This window comes from Streptomyces odonnellii, assembly GCF_000981895.1.
GTDB classification, from domain to species: domain Bacteria; phylum Actinomycetota; class Actinomycetes; order Streptomycetales; family Streptomycetaceae; genus Streptomyces; species Streptomyces odonnellii.
The window spans coordinates 21,237-41,623 of record NZ_LATD01000088.1 but is presented as its reverse complement, the minus strand read 5'-3'; the positions used below and the strand labels follow the sequence as shown (position 1 = coordinate 41,623).

Sequence of the window (20,387 nt, the reverse complement as noted above, 5' to 3'; positions counted from 1 at the left end):
TCCGTCAAAGTGAGGTCATGACCAATGTGACGTCTGCGAAGAGTGTCCGCCGCGCCCACCACTGGCGGCGGGACATGGTCGAGCTGGCCGCCCTGTTCACCGCCGTGGCAGTCGCCGACTCCGTGGCGAACATGATCGCGCACGGGCCCGACGGTACGTTCCTGCTGTTCGCGTCGGCCATCGCGCTCGTCGCCACGGCGGCCTTCCACACATGGTGGGCACGAAAGCACGGTCATGCCCCACCGGCATCCGCGCCCGGCGGTCCCACGACCGGCGGCGCGACCGCCGATGCCCTCTCCGGAGCCGGCCCCCTGGACGAGGCCGGCGCCGCCGGACAGGGCGAGACGACGCTCTGGCGGATGCGCACCACCGTGCGCGACGAGCCGGGGAGCCTGGCCGCGCTGTGCACGGCGTTCGCCGCGCTCCGGGTGGACATCCTCACCCTCCAGACGCATCCGCTGACCGAGGGGACGGTGGACGAGTTCCTACTGCGTGCCCCGGCCGCGCTCCAGGCCAAGGACCTCACCCGCGAGGTCTCGGAAGCGGGCGGCAGCGGTACGTGGATCGAGCGCGCCGACGCGCACGATCTGGTGGACACCCCGACCCGGGTGCTCGGCCTGGCCACCCGCACCGCGCTGGACGGCGCCGAACTGCCGCTGGCGCTGCGCCAGTTGCTCGGACGCTGCACCATCCACTCGCGGCCGGCCCTCTCGGTCACCGGCCAGCCCGCCGATGAGGACGCCCCGGTCGAGGGCGTACTGGACGGGACGGAGATGCGGCTGCGCGACCCGCACGGCGGGAGCATCTCCGTGGAGCGTCCGTATCTGCCGTTCACCCCGACCGAGTTCGCGCGGGCCCGCGCGCTGGTGGAGCTGGACGCCCGGCTCGGCCCGCGCATCCCGCGCGGCGAGGCGGTCCTCACCCTGCCCGAGGGCCAGGAGATCACCGTACGGCGGGCCGACCACGAGGACCTGGACGCCGCCCTCGCCATGCACGGCCGCTGCTCGGACCGTACGCTCGGGCTGCGCTACCACGGCCCGGTGGGCGACGCGGACCGCTATCTGAGGCATCTCCTCAGCCCGCGGTTCGGCCGTACCCTCGCGGTCGAGTCGGCCTCCGGCAAGCTGGTCGCCCTGGGGCATCTCCTCTGGGACGGCGACGAGACCGAGGTCGCTCTGATCGTCGAGGACGCCTGGCAGCGCCGCGGCATCGGCTCCGAGCTGCTCGGCAGGCTGGTCGCGCTCGCGGTCGAGGCGCACTGCACAAGTGTGTACGCGGTCACCCAGGCGTCCAACACCGGCATGGTCGCGACCATGCGGGAGCTCGGACTGCCCCTCGACTACCAGATCGACGAGGACACGCTGGTGATCACGGCCCGGCTGGAGGCGGCGACCGTGCCGGTGCTCCCGCCGTACGGCGACTACGGCGACCACGGCAATCACGAGGACCCGGCCGCCGGGCTGTTCGGCCATGACCAGGAGCAGGCCGACCGCTGAACCGCACCGCCCTGGCCTGTGCAGCCGCCCGGCCCGTACGACCGTCCGGCCCGCGCTGCCGCTCCCACCGAGCGGCCGTGCCGCCCGTGCCGCCCGGGCTGCCCGTGCTGCCCGTGCTGCCCGTGCTGCCCGTGCTGCCCGTGCTGCCCGTGCTGCCGTCCAGCCTGTGCAGCCGTTCCGTGAAAGCGTCCGTACGGGCATCCCGTCCGGCCGCGGGGCGACTAATTCCGGCCAAACTCTGATGCGGTCGCCCGGGCTCCGCGCGCCCGCTCCCGGTCCAGACCTGACCTCCCACCACCCGGAACGAATCCGGCTGATGGCCCGAAGTCGCCCGCTTCGGCGCCCGGTTGCCCGCCCGGGCAGTGGATCGCGGCCCGCCCGTCGCATCCTCGTCGGCCAAACCGCCCCCGGAGCGGAATCCATGATGTGACGGCGGACTCTCTCTTGGAGAAGATGGCCCGCATGTCAGACACAGCCGGCAGCGCGCTGCCCCGCCAGGTCGCCGACGCCTACGTCGACGCACTCATCGAACTCGACCCCATCACCGGCACCTTCCTGGGTGTCGCGGAGAGTTCCCGCCGCCTTCCCGACTTCTCCCCGGCCGGCCAGCAGGCGCTCGCCGATCTCGCCCGGGAGACCCTCCGCCGGCTCGACAAGGCCGAGACGCTGCCGGGCGCGGACACCGATGCCGAGCGGCGCTGCGGCCGGCTGCTGCGGGAGCGGCTGACGGCGGAACTCGCCGTGCACGACACCGATGAGGGGCTGCGCAAGGTCAGCAACATCCACTCGCCGGCGCATCACATCCGCGACGTGTTCACCGTGACCCCGGCCGAGACCGACGAGGACTGGGCGGCGATCGCCGAGCGGCTGCGCGCGGTCCCCGCTGCGCTCGAAGGGTTCCGTGCCTCGCTGGCCCTGGGTCTGGAACGCAAGCTGTACGCCGGGCCGCGCCCCACCGCGACCTTCATCGGCCAGCTCACCGAGTGGGCGGGCGAGGACCGCGGCTGGTTCGAGGAGTTCGCCGCGGCGGGCCCCGGCTCGCTCCGTACCGAACTGGACAGCGCCGCGCGGCAGGCGACCGCCGCCGTCACCGGGCTGCGCGACTGGATGCGCGACGTGTACGCGTCGGCCGTCGAGGACGCGCCCGACACCGTGGGCCGGGAGCGCTACGCGCGCTGGGCGCGCTATTTCAACGGCACGGACCTCGATCTGGACGAGGCGTACGCGTACGGCTGGTCCGAGTACCACCGGCTGCTGGCCGAGATGAAGTCCGAGGCGGGGAAGATCCTGCCCGGCGCGGGCCCCTGGGAGGCGCTCGCGCATCTGGAGGAGCACGGCGCGCACATCGACGGGGTCGACGAGGTCAGGGACTGGCTCCAGAACCTGATGGACGAGGCGATCGAGGCGCTGGACGGCACGCACTTCGAACTGGCCGAGCAGGTACGGAAGGTGGAGTCCCGGATCGCCCCGCCCGGCGGGCCGGCCGCCCCGTACTACAGCAGTCCTTCCGAGGACTTCTCGCGCCCCGGCCGCACCTGGCTGCCCACCATGGGCGCGACCCGCTTCCCGGTCTACGACCTGGTGTCGACCTGGTACCACGAGGGTGTGCCCGGCCACCATCTCCAGCTCGCCCAGTGGACGCTGGTCGCCGACCGGCTCTCCCGCTACCAGGCGACCGTCGGCATGGTCAGCGCCAACGCGGAGGGCTGGGCGCTGTACGCGGAACGGCTCATGGACGAGCTGGGCTTCCTGCCGGACGCGGAGCGCAGGATCGGCTATCTCGACGCGCAGATGATGCGTGCCTGCCGGGTGATCGTGGACATCGGGATGCATCTGGAGCTGGAGATCCCGGCGGACTCCCCGTTCCACCCGGGCGAGCGCTGGACCCCGGAGCTGGCGCAGGAGTTCTTCGGCAATCACAGCGGCCGTCCCGCGGAATTCGTGGAGAGCGAGCTGACCCGCTATCTGTCGATGCCGGGCCAGGCGATCGGCTACAAGCTGGGCGAGCGCGCCTGGCTGCTCGGCCGGGACAACGCCCGCAAGGTGCACGGCGACTCGTTCGACGCGAAGGCCTGGCACATGGCGGCGCTGTCCCAGGGTTCGCTCGGTCTGGACGACCTGGTGGACGAGCTGTCCAGGCTCTGACCGGGGGCAGGGGTACGGTACGGCGCGCGCCGCCATAGTGCCGGCCGGGCCCGGTCGACCGGACCGGGCCCGACGGCCTTTCAGCCCGGCGCGCCGCCTCATGAAGCGCGCCTCGCGGGCCGCCCGGGACACGGCCGCGCCCGCCCCGTACGTCTCAGCGGCGGAAGCCGCCCTCCGAGTCGATGACCTGGCCGGTGATCCACTCGGCCTCGTCGGTCGCGAGCCAGGCGATCAGCCGGGCCGGGTCGTCGGGCATGCCCCAGCGGCCGGCCGGGAATCGGGCGGCGACCGCTTCGTACGCCGATCCCGTCAGATAATCGGTGTCGACGGGACCGGGGTTGACGGTGTTGAGCGTCACCGCGAGGTCCGCGAGCGCGGTGGCGAGCGAACGGGTCGCCGAGGCGAGGGCTCCCTTGGCCAGACCGTACGCGATCTCCTCCGGCATGCCATCTCCGAGGTCCTGGCCCGAGGTCATCATGACGACCCTGCCGCCGGGTGTACGGGCGGGCAGCTCCGCGCGCAGCCGCGCGTACGCCTGCACGAGCAGAATCACCGACCGGGTGTCGGTCGCCCAGTGCGCGTCCAGCATCGCCGCGTCGATGGTGTCGAGCGTGCCGTCGAGACCGCTGAGGGCGTGGTTCGCGACAAGGATGTCGAGCCGCCCGCCGAGGGCTTCGGCGGCGGTGCCGATCAGCGCGGCGGGCGCGTCGGTACGGGACAGATCGCCGGGTCCGTGCTCCACCAGTGCCGCCGGATCGGCTCGCGCCTCCCGGACAAGGGCGGCGACCGCTTCCGGGCCTCCGGGGTCGGCGCCCCAGGGCTGCCCGGCGTCGTGCGGCACATGGTGGTGGAGGTAGACGCTCGCGCCGTACGCGGCCAGCCGCCGCGCGACGGCGCAGCCGATACCGCCACGGCGACTGGCACCGGTGACCAGGGCGGTCCGGCCGCGCAGGGGCAGCGGATCGCGGCGGAGGGCCGAGGGAGCGGGGGAATCAAGTGCGGGCATGGGCAGCCATGATGGCCGGTGCGGCGGCGGATGTCATATGGATTTCCCGGCCGTTGTCCCGCCACGGACCACGCCGGGACCGCGCCGAGACCACCCCGGGATCACCCAGGGACCACCTCGGAACGCATGCCACCGGCGTTCGCCCCCGCTCCTACGCCCGATGGCGCACCGCAGACCCGTGCCGCTCCTTGACGATCTCCAACTGGGCGGGGATACGGCGGCGCAGGTCGGCGACATGGCTGACGATCCCTACGCTGCGGTCCCGTTCCCGCAGGCCGTCCAAGACGTCGAGGACCTCGTCCAGCGTCTGGTCGTCCAGGCTGCCGAAGCCTTCGTCGATGAAGAGGGTGTCCAGCCGTACGCCGCCCGCCTCGTCCGTGACCACATCCGCGAGGCCGAGCGCGAGGGCGAGGGACGCGAAGAACGTCTCGCCGCCGGAGAGTGTGGCGGTGTCGCGCGCGCTGCCCGTCCAGGCGTCGATGACCTGGAGCCCCAGGCCGGAGCGGCGCTGCCCGCCCGTTCTGGCGTCGGAGTGGACGAGGGCGTAGCGGCCGGACGACATGCGCTGGAGCCGGGCGCTGGCGGCGGCCGCGACCTGTTCCAGCCTGGCCGCCAGGACGTACGACTCCAGACGCATCCTGCGGGTGTTGTCGGCGGAGGTGCCCGCGGTGAGTCCGGCGAGGCGTGCCACCCGGTCGTACTCCTCTCGGACCGGGCCGAGTCCCCGGACCTCCGCCTCCGCGTGACGGGAGAGCCTGCCGAGTTCGGCGCGGCGGTCCCGGGCGGTGACGGCGACGGCCGAGGCGTCCTGGAGCGCCCATTCGGCGGCCTCGTGGGCGGCCTCGGCCGCGGCGGTCCCGGCGGGAGGCCGACCGGCGGCGCCCCGGATCCCGGGTTCGTCGAGCACGGCGTCGATCGCGGCGGCCTCGGCTCCGAACTCGTCGAGCACATGCTGGAGTCGGCGCCAGTCGGGGTCGGAGAGCAGGGCGGCCGCCGCGGCCTGCGGAGTGTCGAAACCGGCCCGGAAGGCGGCGTTGGCGAGCCGGCCGTCGGCCTCCTTGAGCCGGACCGCCGTGGTGTCCGCCTCACGGGCGGCCTCTGCGGCTCCGGCGAGCCACCGGGCCCGGTCCTCAAGCTGGGCCGCCCGGTCGGCGACGGTGACGGCGTCACCCCGGGCGCGGTCCAATTCGGCTTGCAGCGCGGTCAGTTCACGGTCGAGGGCTTCGCGCCGCGAGGTGCGGGCGGCGACCCGGCGCTCGGCCTCCCGCTGCGCCGCGAGCCGCTCGTCGTGCTCGCGCTCGGCGCGGCCCAGGGCCTCGCGGGCGGCATGCGTACCGGCGGCGAGCCGGTGCGCCTCGGCGAATTCACGTTCCAACTTGCCGGTGAACAGGAGAAGTTCGTCGACGCTCGCGCCGCCGGCCGACTCGCGGGCCGCCGTGTGCCGCTCCGCGAGCGCGGCCTGTTCGCGCTCGATCGTGTCGCGGGCCTGTGAAGCGCGCTGATACTCCGTCAACGCCGCTTCTTCCACGGCTGGTTCGGGCTGTCCTTCGGTGGCGCGGGCGGGCTCGGGATGTACGGCCGAGCCGCAGACCGCGCAGGGTTCGCCGTCGACGAGCCGGGCCGACAGTTCGGCCGCCATGCCCCGCAGCCTCCGCTCGCGCAGATCGAGCCAGGTCTCATGGGCGGTGTTGGCGTGCTCCCTGGCCCGGCGCAGCCGCTGTTCGGCCTCGTCGGCCGCCGCTTCCAGTGTGTCGCGCCGCCGTGCCGCTTCGAGCCGGAGCCTGGCGGGTTCGAGCTGTCCCGCGAGTTGTTCGGCACGGGTGGCCGCCTCCTGGGCGGCTTCGATACGGTCCCGGAGCGCCGCGCGTTCGGACTCCCAGCCCGCCAGCCAGCCGGCCGCCTCCTGGAGGAACTCCTCGTCGGCGCGCGCCTGCCGGTCCAGTGCGGCACGCTCACCGGTGATCTCCGCGGCACGCTGTTCGGCGCGCCTGGCCGCGTCAAGGGCGCCGAGTTCCTGCCGTACGGTCCTTTCGAGCGAGGCGAGTTGCTCCGCGCCCGCCTCGGCGAGACGTGCGGGCAGGAGCGCGTTCGCGCGGTCGTACGCGTCGGAGGCCGCCCGGTGCGCCTGCTCGGCCTCGTCGCGCAGGGCGAGCGCCGGGGCGACCAGTTCCGCCTTGTGGGCGCGCTCTATGAAGTCCTGGGCGCGGTCGCGTTCGGGGCGGCGCGCCTCAAGTGCCTCGGCGCGGAGCCGGGCATCGGCGAACCGCCGTTGCAGCCGGGCAAGTTCGCGTGTCTCGTCGAGTGCGTGCCGGGCGGCGGACCGCCGGTTCTCGGCAGCCGTGAGCGCGGACTCGGCGATGTCCACCCGCTCCTGGGCGGTCGTACGGGCGAGCGCCGCCCATTCCAGTACGGCCTCGGCGAGTCCCGCGTCGCCCGGCCGCCGCTCGGGCAGTGCGGCCGAACTGCCGTCCGCCGCCTGGGAGATGCGCTGGGCGATGCCGAGCAGCCGCTCGTCGCCCTCGCGTACCCGGTGTTCGGCGGCGCGGCGCAGTTCGGCGAGCCGTTCCTCGACCGCCGCGAACCGGCGGGTGTCGAAGAGTGTGCCGAGCAGCTTGCCGCGCGCCTCGGCGTCGGCGCGCAGAAAGCGCGCGAAGTCGCCCTGCGGCAGCAGCACCACCTGGCAGAACTGGTCCCGGCTCATGCCGAGCAGCCGGCCGATCTCCTCGCCCGTCTCCTGGTGCGAACGGCTGAGCGCCTGCCAGGCGCCGCGCCCGGTGTCGTACTCGCGGAGCCAGCTCTGCGCCTTCTCCGTGGTGAAGCCCTTGGCACGTTTCTTGGGGCGTTGCTGGGCGGGCCGCCGGGTGATCTCCAACCGCCGTCCGCCCACGGTCAGTTCGAGTCCGACCTCGGTGGGTGTCCCGCTCGGCGCGTGGTGGCTGCGCAGCGGGGCCCCGGGGCTCTGGCGGGCGCCGGGGACGGTTCCGTACAGCGCGTAGCACACCGCGTCGAGTACGGAGGTCTTCCCGGCACCGGTCGGGCCGTGCAGCAGGAACAGGCCGGCGGCGGAGAGCGCGTCGAAGTCGACGGTCTGGGTGGTGGCGAAGGGGCCGAAGGCGGTGATCGTCAGCCGGTGCAGCCTCACCGGCCCACCTCGCGCACGGCGGCGTCGGCCCGTACCTCGTCGAACACCTCGCGCAGCACCGCGCGTTCCGGCTCGTCGGGTCCCGGTCCGCCCCGTACATGGGCCACGAAGTCCTCCGCGATCTGCTGGTCGGTACGGCCCGCGAGGCGCTGGGCGTACGAGGCGTGGGGGTCGTCGTCCCCGCGCTCGGGGGCGAAGACCAGGCTGAGGGTGTGCGGGAAGCGCTCGGTGAGCCGGGCCATGGGTTCGGCGGGGCGCACCGGATCGGTGAGGGTCGCCTCGATCCAGGAGTCCTCGTGGCGGGCGAGCGCGGGATCGGTGAGCAGGGTGGCCAGGGGGCCACGGATCCGGGCCAAGGCGCGGGGCACCGGGCAGTCGACGCGCTCCGCCTCGATCTCGCCCGCCGGTCCCAGTTCCACCAGCCACATGGTCTTGCGGTGGGTGGTCTCCGAGAAGGAGTAGGCGAGCGGCGAACCCGCGTACCGCACACGTTCGTTGAGGGTCTGGCAGCCGTGGAGATGGCCGAGGGCGACATAGTCGACGCCGTCGAAGATCCCGGCGGGCACGGCGGCGACTCCGCCGACGGTGATGTCGCGTTCGCTCTCGCTGGGTTCGCCGCCCACGACGAAGGCGTGCGCGAGGACGACGGAGCGGGTGCCGGGGGCGCGTCCGGCGAGGTCGGCCCGTACGCGCCGCATCGCGGCGCCGAGGACCGCTTCGTGGCCGGCCTTCTCCGTACCGAACTCGTCACGTACCAGGGCCGGTTCGAGGTACGGCAGTCCGTAGAGGGCCACTTCGCCATGGGGGTCGGAGAGCAGCACCGGTGTGGCGCAGCCGGCCGGGTCGGTACGCAGATGGATGCCGGCGCGCTCGATCAGCCCGGCGCCCACGCCGAGTCTGCGGGCGGAGTCGTGATTGCCGGAGATCATGACGGTCGGTACGCCGGCGTCGGCGAGGCGGTGCAGCGCGCGGTCGAAGAGTTCGACGGCGGCGAGGGGCGGTACGGCCCGGTCGTAGATGTCGCCCGCGACCAGGACGGCGTCGATCTCGCGGTCGCGGACGGTCGCCACGAGGTGGTCGAGGAAGACGGCCTGGGCGTCGAGCAGTCCGACGCGGTGGAACGACCGTCCGAGGTGCCAGTCGGAGGTGTGCAGAATCCTCAAATGAAGGCCTCGCCGCCCAGTTCCAGTACGGCCGTGCCGGCCGTGGTGTCGGCGAGCCAGGCGCGGAAAGCCGGCAGGTCCGCGTCCGGCAGGCCGACCTCGATGGTGACGGCTTCTCCGTACCGCACCTCGCGCACGGTACGCCCGGTGGCGCGCAGATCGTTCTCCAGCCGGCCCGCGCGCTGGTGGTCGACGGTGACGGTGGCCAGCCGGAAGCGCTGCCTGGTCAATGTCCCCACGAGGTCCAGGGTTTCGCCGACCACTCCGCCGTACGCCCTGATGAGCCCGCCCGCGCCGAGCTTGACCCCGCCGTAGTACCGGGTGACGACCGCGGCCGTGTAACGCACCTCGCGCCGCATCAGCATCTGGAGCATCGGCACTCCGGCGGTACCGCCGGGCTCTCCGTCGTCGCTCGCCTTCTGCACGGAGGCGTCGGCGCCGATCACATACGCGTAGCAGTTGTGAGTGGCCGTCGGATGCTCCTTGCGGACGCGGGCGACAAAGTCCTGTGCCTCCTGCTCGCTCGCGACGGGCGCCAGCGCGCAGAGAAACCGCGACCGATTGATCTCGACCTCATGCCCGCCCGCCCGTGCCACAACCCGGTACCGCTCCTGCATCCCCCCACCCTATGCGCCAACCCCGGCCGGGCTCGTCCGGGGCTGGCGCGACCATGCCGCCACGGGCATCAGCGGCCGTGTTCCACGTATGTCATCGGTTTCCGGGAACCTGCTTTCCGGGAACCAGGAGTACCTTTCCCTTTCTGCCTGTCGATTCCGCCTCCGCCACCGCTTCGGCGACTTCGTCCAGGGAGAACGCGGAGCCCGGAGAGGTTTCCACGATTCCCTCGCGCATGAGCGCCACAATGTCATCGACGAGCTGCCGGCGTGCTGTGTCGTCCAGTGTGGCGAGCCAGTAGACCAGCCAGAAGACTTCGAGACTCCGGCGGCCCGCGAGAATGTAGCGCGGGTCATCGCCGATACGCATCGGTTCTCCGGTGAGGGAGCCGTAGACCAGCATTCGGCCCTCTTCGTGAAGGGCTTTGAACATCTGGGTACCGGTTTCTCCGACCACCGGGTCGATGGCGTATTTGACGCCTTCCGGGCCCACGATGCCGCGGACCTGTTCGTCGATCGGACCGTCGGTGGAGACAATGACGGCGTCGGCGCCGAGGCGTTTGAGTTCGGCGACCGGTTCGCGGCGGCGTACGACATTGAGCGTCCGGATCCCGTCGTGCTTGGCCAGACGGATGATCATGCGTCCGATTTCGGAGCCGGCCGCCGACTGGAGCAGCCATTCGCCCCGGGGGACGGCCAGGACCCGGCGGACCATGCAGATGGCCGAGGCCGGGTTGACGAGAAAGGAGGCCGCCTGCTCATCGGGAATGTCGTCCGGCACCGGAACGAGATCGTGGGCCGGTACCACCGCGTATTCCGCCCAGTTGCCGCCCTTGCTGTTGAGGAATGACACACGCCGGCCGACGGAAACGCCTTTCACACCCGGCCCGAGGGCATCCACCGTACCCACGCCTTCGAATCCGATCGGCGCCGGGAAATGCGCTTCGAGACCGCCGTAATATCCCCGCACATAGAGCAGATCGGACGGATTGACCGGGGTCGCGGTAATGCGCACCCTGGCTTCTCCCTCCCCCGGTTCCGGGAGAGGCACACCGTCCACCGTGACGACCTTCGCGGGCTCACCGTACTGATCGAATCGGACAGCTTTCATGCTTCCATCTCCTTCGATCGCAGGAGATCTCCAGTCTACGGCGGACGGGCCCGCGGGGCCGGGCCGGCAGGTCAGCGGAAGATCGCCATGGCCTGCACTTCGAGCACCGCGTCCCGGGCGTTCCAGTCCTGGACCTTGCCCAGGCAGCGCGCCAGGAACGTGCCCTGTGCGGCCTTGGTGCGCAGACCTTCCGTCGCGCAGGTGACCCGGACACGCGGCCCTTCGCCGGGCAGGTCGGGGTCTCCGTAGGGCGCCTCGAAGACCGTCGTCTCCGACGACTCGCTGATCTTTCTGAACCGGCCCCTGATCAGGACGAAGTCCTCGATGTCCCGCAGTCGTACGGTCCGCGGCGAAGCCCCCGTCCCGGCCCCGGTCCCCGGTCCGGAACCGCCGGCCAGCGCCCTGTTGTGCCGGACCGTCCCGCTGACGAGATCGACATGGACGATGACGTCCTCCTTCTCAAGGACGTCCATGATGACGCCGATCACCGATATCGGCTCGGCCACTTGGAGGTACTTGCTGACGACCTCCATGGTGTCGCGCCGGCCGCCGCCCAGGGTCGCCCCGAGGACCGAGGCACGGACGTTCCCCTCCGTACTGTCGCTGGTCCGCTGCTCCACCTCCCGGCGGAGGGCCGCCGCGTAACCGCGCATCTGGTAGTGGTCCATGACGGTCGTGCCATGGAGGTAGAAGCAGATGCTGAAGGTGGCCGGCCGGCTGTGGGGCCGCCGCCCTCGCACGAACCGGACGAGCCGGAGGACGGTCAGGACCAGGAGCGCTACGAGGCAGACCGCGGTGAGCAGCCATACGAGCATCCAGGGCCACCAAACGCCCCACCACGCCTCACTGATGACACCCACGTATCTCCTTGAAAGCGCTCAGGAGCGACTGGACGGTGGCGTCGGCCATGCGTCCGCCGGTCGTCCGTGCCGCTCGGTCCAGTTCGCCCGTGTCGGCCTCGCCGTAGCGGACGGTGTACGTGCGTACGGCCCGGGCCTCGGGCGGCCGTGCCCGGTAGCGGCGGACGAAGGTGTCGAGGTCGATCCCGGCGTTGTTCTCGCCGTCCGTCATCATCACGATGGACACGGCCCGGCCGGGCCGCTCGCGCACCTCGAAGGCGGCCGTGTCGTACGCGTGGTCCAGCGCGGACCAGATGGCGGTGCTCGTACCGAAGCCGTCGGAGGCGACGAAGCCGCGCAGCCTGTCCAGGTCGCGCGGGCTCTCGTAGGTCACGCTCCGCTCGTCGAGCACACGCCCGCCGAATCTCATGACGGTCAGCGACTCGCCCCGGTAGAACCTGACGAACTTTCCGGAGCGCGAGTCGTCGGCGCCGCTCAGTCCGTCGAAGACGGCGCGCAGCCGCGCGATGCGCTCGCCCCTCATCGACCCGGAGAAGTCGAGCAGGAAGATCACCCGGGCGCTTCTGTCGCGCCGGGGGTCGCCGTAGTCGGCGAGGAGCCGGTCGACGACCTTCTGGTCGTCCGGGAAGTACAGCGCGTTACCGATGGGCCGGCTCAGACGCGGCAGCCGGGGGACGGCGGGATCGATGGGCCGGCGCAGCGTACGGTCCATGATCTTCTTCTGGACCGGTCCGCTCTTCAGCCACTCCACCAGCGTGTCGTAGGCGGCGCGCCGGGCCGGGTCGAGCAGCAACAGTGGATAGTCGGACAGCACCATGCCGTCCTTGGGATAGACGATCTCCAGCGGCTCGCGGAGCTTTCCCGAGGCGTTGAGGGCGAGCAGCTCGGACTCGTACGTGATCAGCGCTTCCAGGTTGTTCCGGTCCTTGACGAATCCGTCGACGAGCCCGGCGGAGGTGTCCTCGGCGAGCCGGTGTCCGGCGAAGAAACCACGCAGCCGGTCGCAGGACACGTCCTGCGGGCGCAGTACGCCGCCGGTGTCCGCGGCGGCGGTCGCCACACCGACGAGGGCGGCGAGTCCGCTGTTGGCGTGGCGCGGATCGGCCATGCCGAACCGCAGGCTGCCGTCGGCGGCGGCGTCGGCGACATCGGCCCAGGAGATCTGGCCGTCGGGCGTGGTACGGCGCAGCCGCTCGGCGGTGGCGGGCTTCAGGCCGATGACGACGGGCGAGCGCATGATGCTGGTGGCGAGGGGCGGTTCGCCGTGGTCCCCGGCCGCTTTCCGCTTGAGCTGGAAGGAGCGGTCGGAGGAGAGCCAGGCGAGATCGTGCCGGTACGAGCCGGAGGCCAGCGCGTCGCCGGCGTCGACGGTGCCCCGGTACTCCATCTCCAGCTTGATGCCGGTCTCCTCGCGCAGGTCGTCGAGGAGCGGCGCCATGTCGGCCAGTTCGGAGCTGGCGAGTACGCGCAGTGTCACCGGCTCGGGGCCGCCCGTCGAGCAGGCGGTGACGGCTGTGCCGAGGAGCAGCCAGGCGAGGCAGAGAGCGACCAGGGTCTTCGTCGGACGCCGGGTGCCCTTCGCCGGGCGCCGGGGTGTCCGGGAGCGACGGACCGTACGGACTCGGGAACTCCAGCTCATTCGGGAACTCCGGGTGCGGCAGCGGCACTCGGCGGCTTCGCCGGAAGCGGCTGCACGTCCGGGATGTCGACGGCCGGGCAGCCCCCCACGATCGAGATCATGCGTTCCAGGTACCGGAGTCTGGGCATCGACGAGCGGGTGTTGTCGCCCTCCATCGAGGGGACCGGGATGTGCCGCTCCTCCAGGAACGTGCTGAGCTGGTCGCTCGCGACCTCCCCGGCCGGGTCGAGTATCCGGAAGCCCAGCTCCATCGCCCGCTGCCGCAGCTCCGGATCACGGGTGACCAGCTCGCCGAGCCGGTCGCCCTCCTCGTTGAGCGCGATGAGCTGGGGCTGGGTCACGAACTGCTTCGACGGATAGAGCAGCACCCGGTCGGTGTCCAGCTTCCCCCACTTGGCCCGGTACTGCGCCTGATAGGTGAGGTACTGGTGCTCGTACGCCACCACCACGGGCGCGATCCCCGTGCCCTCGGGCGAGATGTACGTACGGAACACGTCGGAGCCCGCCATGCCCTGCTCCAGCAGGGGCTTGATGGCCCGCGCCCGCGCGTCCGCCTGCTGGTCGGTGTCGGGCACCTCGTCTTCCTTGCCGTGCCAGGTGAAGGCGACCAGTCCCAGATAGGTTCCCGCCGAGTTGGAGTCGCAGACGTCGGAACTCTGGACGAGGATCCGGTTCCCGTTGCTGGTCCCGTGGTCGCGGATGCCGAGCTCGTTCCAGCGCTGCCGGCGTTCGATGGCCGTCAGGAACTTCTCCATGTCCAGGACGTAGTAGAGCGGCAGCCCCGGCCCGATGCGGCGTTGCGGGGTGGCGATCCCGGCGTCCTCGAGCGTCTCGGCGTACGCACGGTACGTGGGGAGGACGATGGGGCTGACGAACGGCCGGTACACCTTCGTGTCCGCGCGCTGGGTGGTGATCAGATCCCCGGCGGGCTGCCCGGAGGGGAACACGAAGTCGTACTTGGAGATGTCCTGGACGGCCACCTCGCGCGAGCCCGAGCTGCTGATGTGCACACGGATACGGTGTTTCAGCAGCAGCCGCTGGACCTCGGGGTCCTCGAAGTAGTCGCGTTTGGAGGCCATCTTGCCCTCCAGCGTGACGATCCGCTCGAAGGGCAGCAGGATCTTCCCCTGGACGCCCAGCAGAGTCGCCCCGGTCAGCACTGCGGCCAGCAGGGGCAGGAACACGACCAGGAAGTCGCGCCGCCGCCACCAGGGCGACGACGGCCGCCGTATGTCCAGCCACGGCTCCTCGACGGCCGGTCTTCCCCCCATGGTCACGGACACCCTCCCCCGCTGTCCTCGTCCCACGTCATGAACAGCTTTACTCGCCCGCACGGCGGGCGGGGTGAACCAAAGGCCAATCAAGAGTGAACAGCTCACCTCCGGCCACCCGGGCGGGTCGCGCGGACGGAATGCGCTCGGCCGGTTCTGCCGCCGTGAAACCCTGCGCCCAACAGGCCTGGAATGCCTAGAATATGACGCCCCGTCATTGGAATCCAACGGATCCTGTGAGGTGTGCATGGCCGGTACGCGTACGACGCCGGAGCCGGGGAGCCTCTTCGAGCGCTGGGACGAACGGGGACTCGCCGTCGCGTGTCTCATCGCCGTCTGCGGATCGCTGGCCGCCGCGCTCTTCGGACTCTCCCCCGCCTGGCAGATGCCGTTCCTCTTCACCGCGGTGTACGCGATTCTGCGCGCCCTCGTCCCACTGGCCCGCTCGCACCGGGAACTCGCCGGCCTGAGCGCCGAAGTGGCGTCGCTGCGGCGCGACTTCGACCGGGTCAACACCTCCCGTATAGAGCACTATCCGGATGCCGCGTCCTTCTACCAGGCACTCACCGACCATCTCGTCCACCGCGGCCCTCGCCACCTGGACACCTGGTACATGCGGATCGAGACCCCGGACGCCTTCAGCGAGTCCACGGCCGCCTTCGCGGACTACTTCCGGGTGGTGCTCGACTGGGCGCGTGCCGGCGGCTCGGTGAGGCGGCTGTTCTGCTCGGGCTCGGGGTCGTCCAGGGGGTACGCGGACTGGATCACGCGCCATCGGAACGACACCCGTGACCTGCACCGGTACAGCGTCCGGGAGGTGACCTGGCCGATCAAGGCCGATCTGATGAGTATGGCGATCATGGACACGACCGCGGTGTTCCTGGCCTTCACGGTCGGTGACCGGGTGCAGGGGATGCGGATCGAGGACAGCGAGGCCGCGTCGTACTTCAAGGCGTACTTCGACCGGCACTGGGAGAACGCCAGGGACGTGCCGCGCACCCCGTGAGGGCGCCTTCCGGCCACCGCCTTCCAGGGAATCGGCCCCGATTCTGGCCCGGGAACCGGTCCGGGAATCGTGGCGTTCCGCCGGTCGTTGATGGTCGAGAGGGGCGATCGAGGAGACCTTGGACCCATGGGAGGCCGGCATGTACGCCGATCAGGAGACGATCCGCAGGATCCTCACGCAGTCCGGCGACACCTGGGCCGTCGTCGGCCTGTCGTCGAACCAGGGGCGTGCCGCGTACCGCGTCGCCGAGGTCCTCCAGCGGTTCGGGAAGCGGGTCGTCCCCGTCCATCCGAAGGCGGAGACGGTCCATGGCGAGCAGGGGTATCCCTCGCTCGACGCCATTCCGTTCGATGTCGACGTGGTCGATGTCTTCGTCAACAGCGATCTGGCCGGCAAGGTCGCCGACGAGGCCGTGGCCATCGGCGCCAAGGCCGTCTGGTTCCAGCTCGGGGTGATCGACGAGCAGGCGTACGAGCGTACGCGCGCGGCCGGGCTCGACATGGTGATGGACCGCTGCCCCGCGATAGAGATCCCGCAGCTCGCCTGACCGCTCGCCTCGGACGCCGGGACCTTCCCTCAGATGCCGAGACCTTCCAGGACCAGGGCTCCGGCGATATCCGCCAGGGCCTTGCCCGGGACGATGAGTTTGCCTCGGCGACGGCCGCTGCCGATCAGGATCCAGTCGGTGTCGACCACCGCGGAGTCGATCAGCAGCGGCCAGCCGGCGGGCAGGCCGATGGGGGTGATGCCGCCGTACTCCATCCCCGTCTCGCCGACCGCGGTGTCCATCGGGGCGAACGAGGCTTTCCGGGCGCCGAGTTGGCGGCGGACCGTGCCATTGACATCCACCCGGGTGCTGGAGAGGACGACACAGGCCGCGAGGGTGGTCCCGGCGCCGCGTCTGCCCGCCACGACCACGCAGTTGGCGGACTGGCCGAGCAGTTCGGACCCGTAGTGCTCGGCGAAGACCGCCGTGTCCGCGATCTCCGGGTCGGTGTCCACATAGATCAACTGATCGGCGGGCACATGGCCCCGCCATGCGCGTACGGCTTCGGCGACGGGCGGGGTCAGCAGGTCGAGGCAGTCGGGGGCGGCCACGGCGTTGTCGAAATGTCCGAGAGGAGCGCGCATGCCTCTCACGCTAACAGCCGTTCCGGGGCGGCCGACCGGATGTGCCACGGTCCCCTGACCCGGCGAAGCGCCGGGTCAGCGTACGGGCGGGATCGAGACGGTCATCACCAGTTCGCAGGTCGTCGTGGCGTCGTTGCGGTAGGTGTGGGGCACGCTCGCCTCGAAGGCCGCCGCGGCGCCCGTGGGCACGGTGTGCGGCTCGCCGTCCACGACCAGGGTCAGCTCGCCTGCGGTGACATGCAGCAGTTCGGTCGTGCCCGGCGGATGCGGGTCGGACGAGCTGGCGTCCCCCGGCATCAGCACCCAGGACCACATCTCCAGCGGCCCCCGGGCCTCTGTGCCCACCAGCAGGGTAGTGCTGCTGCCCGCCGGGGTGGACCACATCCGTACGGCCTGGCTCTCCGGCACGATCCGGACCTGGGGACCCTGCTCGTAGTCGAGAAGGGTCGTGATGGAGACGCCGAGCGCGTCGGCGAGCTTGACGGTGGTGCCGACGCTCGGATTCGTACGCGCCTGCTCGATCTGGATGATCATCCCACGGCTGACCCCCGCGCGGGCGGCCAAGGCGTCCAGGGTGAAGCCCCGTTCGCCTCGCCAGCGTTTCAGATTGCGGGCCAGCGACTGCGTGAGCTGATCGAGGTCAGACACATTCCGTCCAATATATTCAATGAGATGATTCAGCGGGTTGCACTATGGTGTGGTGCACCCCGCCGTTCATCGCACTGTACTGCGGGGCCCGTCATGGCCGCACGGGCTCCATGACGGGCGCGGCACGTCAGGACGGCCGTTCCAGCTCGGCCAGCGCCAGGAGCTGCTGGGGCGTGATCCCCTCCGGTATCGGCACCGGAGCGGGCGTACGCAGTGGCGGCTGCCAGCCCCGCTCGGCGTCCCAGCACCGTACGACCCGGGCCGGCGCGCCGGCCACCACCGCGTGGTCGGCGACCTCTCCCCGTACGACCGCGCCCGCCGCGACCACCACGTTCCGGCCGAGCCGCGCTCCGGGCAGGATCACCGCACCGGTACCCAGCCAGCAGCCGGGCCCGATCTCCACCGGTTCCATACGCGGCCACTGTTTGCCGACGGGCACGGCCGGATCGTCGTAACTGTGGTTGGTCGAGGTGATGTAGACATACGGCCCGCAGTACGTGTCGGCGCCGATGGACACCGTCGTGTCGGCGATCACATGGCTGCCCCGGCCCAGCACCACCCCGTTGCCCAGCGTCAGCACCGTCTCCGGCCCGAGGTCGATTCCGGGCATCATCCCCGCGGTCAGCGTGACATGTTCGCCTATGACGCAGTGGTCACCCAGCTCGATCCACGGCTCGCCGAAGACCGTGCCCTGCGGGAAGGCGAGCCGGGTACCGGTGCCGATCCGGCGGAAGCGCAGCCGCCCGGGACGCTCGGCACTCACCGCGCCCGTCTCCTGGAGCCATCGCCACCCGCCCTGGACGGCCCGCGTGAGCAGGCGCCGCCGCCAGGTGCCCAGTGATGAGAACGTGTTTCTGTTCTTCGGCACGCGCCTCACGGTAGTGGGCGGCGACGGACCGGACCGGGCGTACCCGCTGTGACGTTCGCCCCACGACCTCCCCCGAGATCCACCGCTGGAGGCGCCAGAAGCACCCGTATGAGGGATTCGGATGGCTGAAATCAGTTGACCACAGCGACGGTTGAGGTCCGAACGCGCGCCCCCGGCCGCCTCCCCGGCGGCCCGAGAGGTGGTGTGGGCGTCCGTACGGGCATGTCGGACCTGGGCAGAAGAGCCGACAGCTGTCATCCCCATTTACCATACCGACACTGGCTGGTGGGTGACTTCGGGACTAACTCCCCCGTTGTGTGGGCTCCGGCCTTTCCGTGTCCTCCCGTGCCACTCCGCGTGGTTAGCATGAGCGCCACATGTGGTGCGGAAGATCACCGTCCCCATCGGTGTCCGATCCCGCCCGTGCGGCCGAACCGCGCTGGTCGGCCGGTCTGTTCCCCCCGCACTCAAGTACCGAGGGACCGCGGAATGTCAGTGCCTGTCGCCCCCAGCCCGCGCCGCATACGCACGACACGGTCGTCGCTCGCCGTACCCCTGACGGTGGTGGTGCTGTCCGGCGCGGTCGCCGGCGCGGTCGCCGCGGCGGCCCCGGCCTCCGCCCGTACATGGGTGGCCGCCACCGTCGCGACCGCCTGGGTGTGTGTGTCGGTCGCCGTCGTCTCCGCCGCGCTGCTGGTACGCCGGGTCCGGCGCGGCACCACCACGGCGGAGAGCGAGAACAGGACGGCGCAGACCCGGCTCGCCCAGTCCGGCGCCGAATGCGCGCATCTGCTGAATGTCACGCTGCCCGCGGTGGTCAAGAGAGTCCGGGACGGCGCGGGAGCCGACGAGACGCTCGCGGCCACGCCGACGCCGTCCGATCCGCAGCTCCGCCGTCTCCTCGAGCTGTTCACCGCGGAGCTGGCGGGCTCCGAGGAGCGCGCCGCCCGGGCCACCGCCGACAGCGAGAGCGCCATGACCCAACTCGGCAGGATGACCGACGAGTTGGATCTGCTCACCACCAAGACGCTGCCCACCGCGCTCGACGGGCTGCGCGGCGGCGGCTCCGCCGACACGGTGCTCGGCAGTATCGATCCGCCTGCCGATCCCCGGCTGCGGGTCCTGGCCGACTCGGTGGTACGGAACTTCGCCACCAGCGAGCGGCGCGCGGCGGCGGCGCAGGCGGCCAGCGCCAAGGCCCTGAGCCGGGTGCAGGCGAAGGCCGTGAGCATGCTGGCCGACCTGCGGGAGATGCAGGACCGGCACGGCGAGGAGGTCTTCGGCGATCTCCTCAAGCTCGACCACAACACCTCGCAGCTCGGACTGCTCACCGACCGGCTGGCCCTGCTGATGGGCGGCCGCGCGAGCCGCGCCTGGAACAAGCCGATCGGCATGGAGAGCATCCTGCGCGGCGCGGTGGGCCGTATCGCCGCGTACCAGCGGGTACGGCTGCACTGCTCCAGCACCGCGGCGATCGCCGGATTCGCCGCCGAGCCGGTGATGCACCTCCTCGCCGAACTCATGGACAACGCGGCGAACTTCTCCCCGCCCATCGACGAAGTGCATGTCTATGTCGAGGAGCGCACGGCGGGCCTGGTGGTCACCATCGAGGACAGCGGACTGAAGATGGCCGACGCGGCCATGCGGCGCGCCGAGGAGTCCGTGTCGGGGCGGGTCACCGACCTGGCGATGCTCCAGGGCACCCGGCTCGGACTGGCCGTGGTCGGCCGGCTGGCCGCCAAGTACCACATCAGCGTCAACTACCGGCCCTCGTCGCGCGGGGGCACGGGGGTCGTGGTGCTGTTCCCGCCGCAGCTCATCGCTCAGCAGCGGATCCTGGCCGCCGAGCAGTCGCTGCTCCGTACGGCGCCGGGGCCGGCGGTGGCCACGGCCACCGTGCCGCCGGTCACGTCCCTGCCGCCCTCCCCGTCGTTGTCCGCGCCGGACGGCCGGGGAACGGCCGCGCCGTCACCGGCCGGGGACGGTCCCGACGTGGCGACGCCCAACGGTCTTCCGGTGCGCCCGCCCGGCCGCACCATGGCCGCCGCGGACCGCGGCAGGGCACAGGCGGAGCCGGAGCCAGGGTCCGAGTCCGGGCGCGAGGAGAAACGTCCCGGCCGTGACGCGGGCTCCCAGTTCGGCGCCTTCCACCGCGCCCGCCGCGCCGCCACCACCCCGCCCGACAACGCGGCAGGCACCACCATCGACCCGACACCCGGCACCGGCAGCACTTCCGGCCACACCTCCGGCACCGGTGGCACAGCCGGGCTTCCGGCGGACTAGGGCC

17 protein-coding genes are annotated in these 20,387 nt (G+C 71.5%); 6 read left to right on the top strand and 11 right to left on the bottom strand.

The window, feature by feature from the left end; all coding sequences use genetic code 11:
- Positions 1 to 17 precede the first annotated feature (17 nt).
- From WH07_RS10185 to WH07_RS10180, 3 genes are all read left to right on the top strand, one after another.
- Entirely contained in the window at positions 18 to 1,496 is a 1,479-nt protein-coding gene (locus WH07_RS10185) for a GNAT family N-acetyltransferase (protein WP_079023113.1), read from the top strand.
- 77 nt (positions 1,497 to 1,573) lie between these two features.
- Positions 1,574 to 1,738: a hypothetical protein gene (locus tag WH07_RS40310; protein WP_198533771.1), complete on the top strand. Its 165-nt coding sequence runs from the start codon at positions 1,574 to 1,576 to the stop codon at positions 1,736 to 1,738.
- A 220-nt stretch (positions 1,739 to 1,958) separates the two neighbouring features.
- Positions 1,959 to 3,641, top strand: coding sequence for a DUF885 domain-containing protein (locus WH07_RS10180; protein WP_046498311.1), 1,683 nt, complete (start codon positions 1,959 to 1,961; stop codon positions 3,639 to 3,641).
- A 154-nt stretch (positions 3,642 to 3,795) separates the two neighbouring features.
- Here the strand turns inward: WH07_RS10180 and WH07_RS10175 are convergent, their stop codons facing one another.
- The 8 genes from WH07_RS10175 to WH07_RS10140 all read right to left on the bottom strand — a co-directional run bounded on the left by WH07_RS10175 (position 3,796) and on the right by WH07_RS10140 (position 14,447).
- Positions 3,796 to 4,647: an SDR family oxidoreductase gene (locus WH07_RS10175; RefSeq protein ID WP_046498283.1), complete on the bottom strand. Its 852-nt coding sequence runs from the start codon at positions 4,645 to 4,647 to the stop codon at positions 3,796 to 3,798.
- 151 nt (positions 4,648 to 4,798) lie between these two features.
- On the bottom strand, positions 4,799 to 7,789 hold the full coding sequence (locus WH07_RS10170; protein ID WP_046498281.1) for an AAA family ATPase: 2,991 nt from the start codon (positions 7,787 to 7,789) through the stop codon (positions 4,799 to 4,801).
- Entirely contained in the window at positions 7,786 to 8,952 is a 1,167-nt protein-coding gene (locus WH07_RS10165) for an exonuclease SbcCD subunit D (RefSeq protein ID WP_046498278.1), read from the bottom strand. The genes WH07_RS10170 and WH07_RS10165 overlap by 4 nt, the downstream gene beginning before the upstream one ends.
- The gene (locus tag WH07_RS10160) at positions 8,949 to 9,569 is read right to left on the bottom strand and encodes a YigZ family protein (protein WP_046498274.1); all 621 of its coding nucleotides are present in this window, start codon (positions 9,567 to 9,569) and stop codon (positions 8,949 to 8,951) included. Before WH07_RS10160 ends, WH07_RS10165 begins: the two co-directional genes overlap by 4 nt.
- Before the next feature lie 91 nt (positions 9,570 to 9,660).
- Positions 9,661 to 10,677, bottom strand: a complete 1,017-nt coding sequence (locus WH07_RS10155) for a zinc-dependent alcohol dehydrogenase family protein (RefSeq protein WP_046498272.1) — start codon at positions 10,675 to 10,677, stop codon at positions 9,661 to 9,663.
- Between the two features lie 71 nt (positions 10,678 to 10,748).
- The gene (locus WH07_RS10150; RefSeq protein ID WP_232788801.1) at positions 10,749 to 11,537 is read right to left on the bottom strand and encodes a hypothetical protein; all 789 of its coding nucleotides are present in this window, start codon (positions 11,535 to 11,537) and stop codon (positions 10,749 to 10,751) included.
- The gene (locus tag WH07_RS10145; RefSeq protein ID WP_079023112.1) at positions 11,521 to 13,176 is read right to left on the bottom strand and encodes a substrate-binding and vWA domain-containing protein; all 1,656 of its coding nucleotides are present in this window, start codon (positions 13,174 to 13,176) and stop codon (positions 11,521 to 11,523) included. Before WH07_RS10145 ends, WH07_RS10150 begins: the two co-directional genes overlap by 17 nt.
- Positions 13,173 to 14,447, bottom strand: a complete 1,275-nt coding sequence (locus WH07_RS10140) for a hypothetical protein (protein WP_046498306.1) — start codon at positions 14,445 to 14,447, stop codon at positions 13,173 to 13,175. Before WH07_RS10140 ends, WH07_RS10145 begins: the two co-directional genes overlap by 4 nt.
- 247 nt (positions 14,448 to 14,694) lie before the next feature.
- Here WH07_RS10140 and WH07_RS10135 point away from each other — a divergent pair, with 247 nt between their 5' ends.
- Together WH07_RS10135 and WH07_RS10130 are read left to right on the top strand one after the other, a co-directional pair.
- Positions 14,695 to 15,453, top strand: a complete 759-nt coding sequence (locus WH07_RS10135; RefSeq protein WP_046498268.1) for a hypothetical protein — start codon at positions 14,695 to 14,697, stop codon at positions 15,451 to 15,453.
- 139 nt (positions 15,454 to 15,592) lie between these two features.
- Positions 15,593 to 16,000 carry a CoA-binding protein gene (locus tag WH07_RS10130; protein WP_046498266.1) on the top strand — a complete coding sequence of 136 codons (408 nt, stop codon included), beginning with the start codon at positions 15,593 to 15,595 and terminating at the stop codon, positions 15,998 to 16,000.
- A 29-nt stretch (positions 16,001 to 16,029) separates the two neighbouring features.
- Here WH07_RS10130 and WH07_RS10125 read toward each other — a convergent pair whose 3' ends face one another.
- The 3 genes from WH07_RS10125 to WH07_RS10115 form a co-directional block, all read right to left on the bottom strand.
- Positions 16,030 to 16,584, bottom strand: a complete 555-nt coding sequence (locus WH07_RS10125) for a YbaK/EbsC family protein (protein WP_046498263.1) — start codon at positions 16,582 to 16,584, stop codon at positions 16,030 to 16,032.
- Between the two features lie 75 nt (positions 16,585 to 16,659).
- Positions 16,660 to 17,232 (bottom strand): helix-turn-helix domain-containing protein, encoded by a 573-nt coding sequence (locus tag WH07_RS10120; protein ID WP_046498261.1) that lies wholly within the window; start codon positions 17,230 to 17,232, stop codon positions 16,660 to 16,662.
- Positions 17,233 to 17,359: 127 nt separating this feature from the next.
- Complete coding sequence (locus WH07_RS10115; protein WP_046498258.1) at positions 17,360 to 18,100, bottom strand: acyltransferase; 741 nt, start codon at positions 18,098 to 18,100, stop codon at positions 17,360 to 17,362.
- Positions 18,101 to 18,589: 489 nt separating this feature from the next.
- Here WH07_RS10115 and WH07_RS10110 point away from each other — a divergent pair, with 489 nt between their 5' ends.
- On the top strand, positions 18,590 to 20,383 hold the full coding sequence (locus WH07_RS10110) for a sensor histidine kinase (protein ID WP_079023111.1): 1,794 nt from the start codon (positions 18,590 to 18,592) through the stop codon (positions 20,381 to 20,383).
- Positions 20,384 to 20,387: the final 4 nt, after the last annotated feature.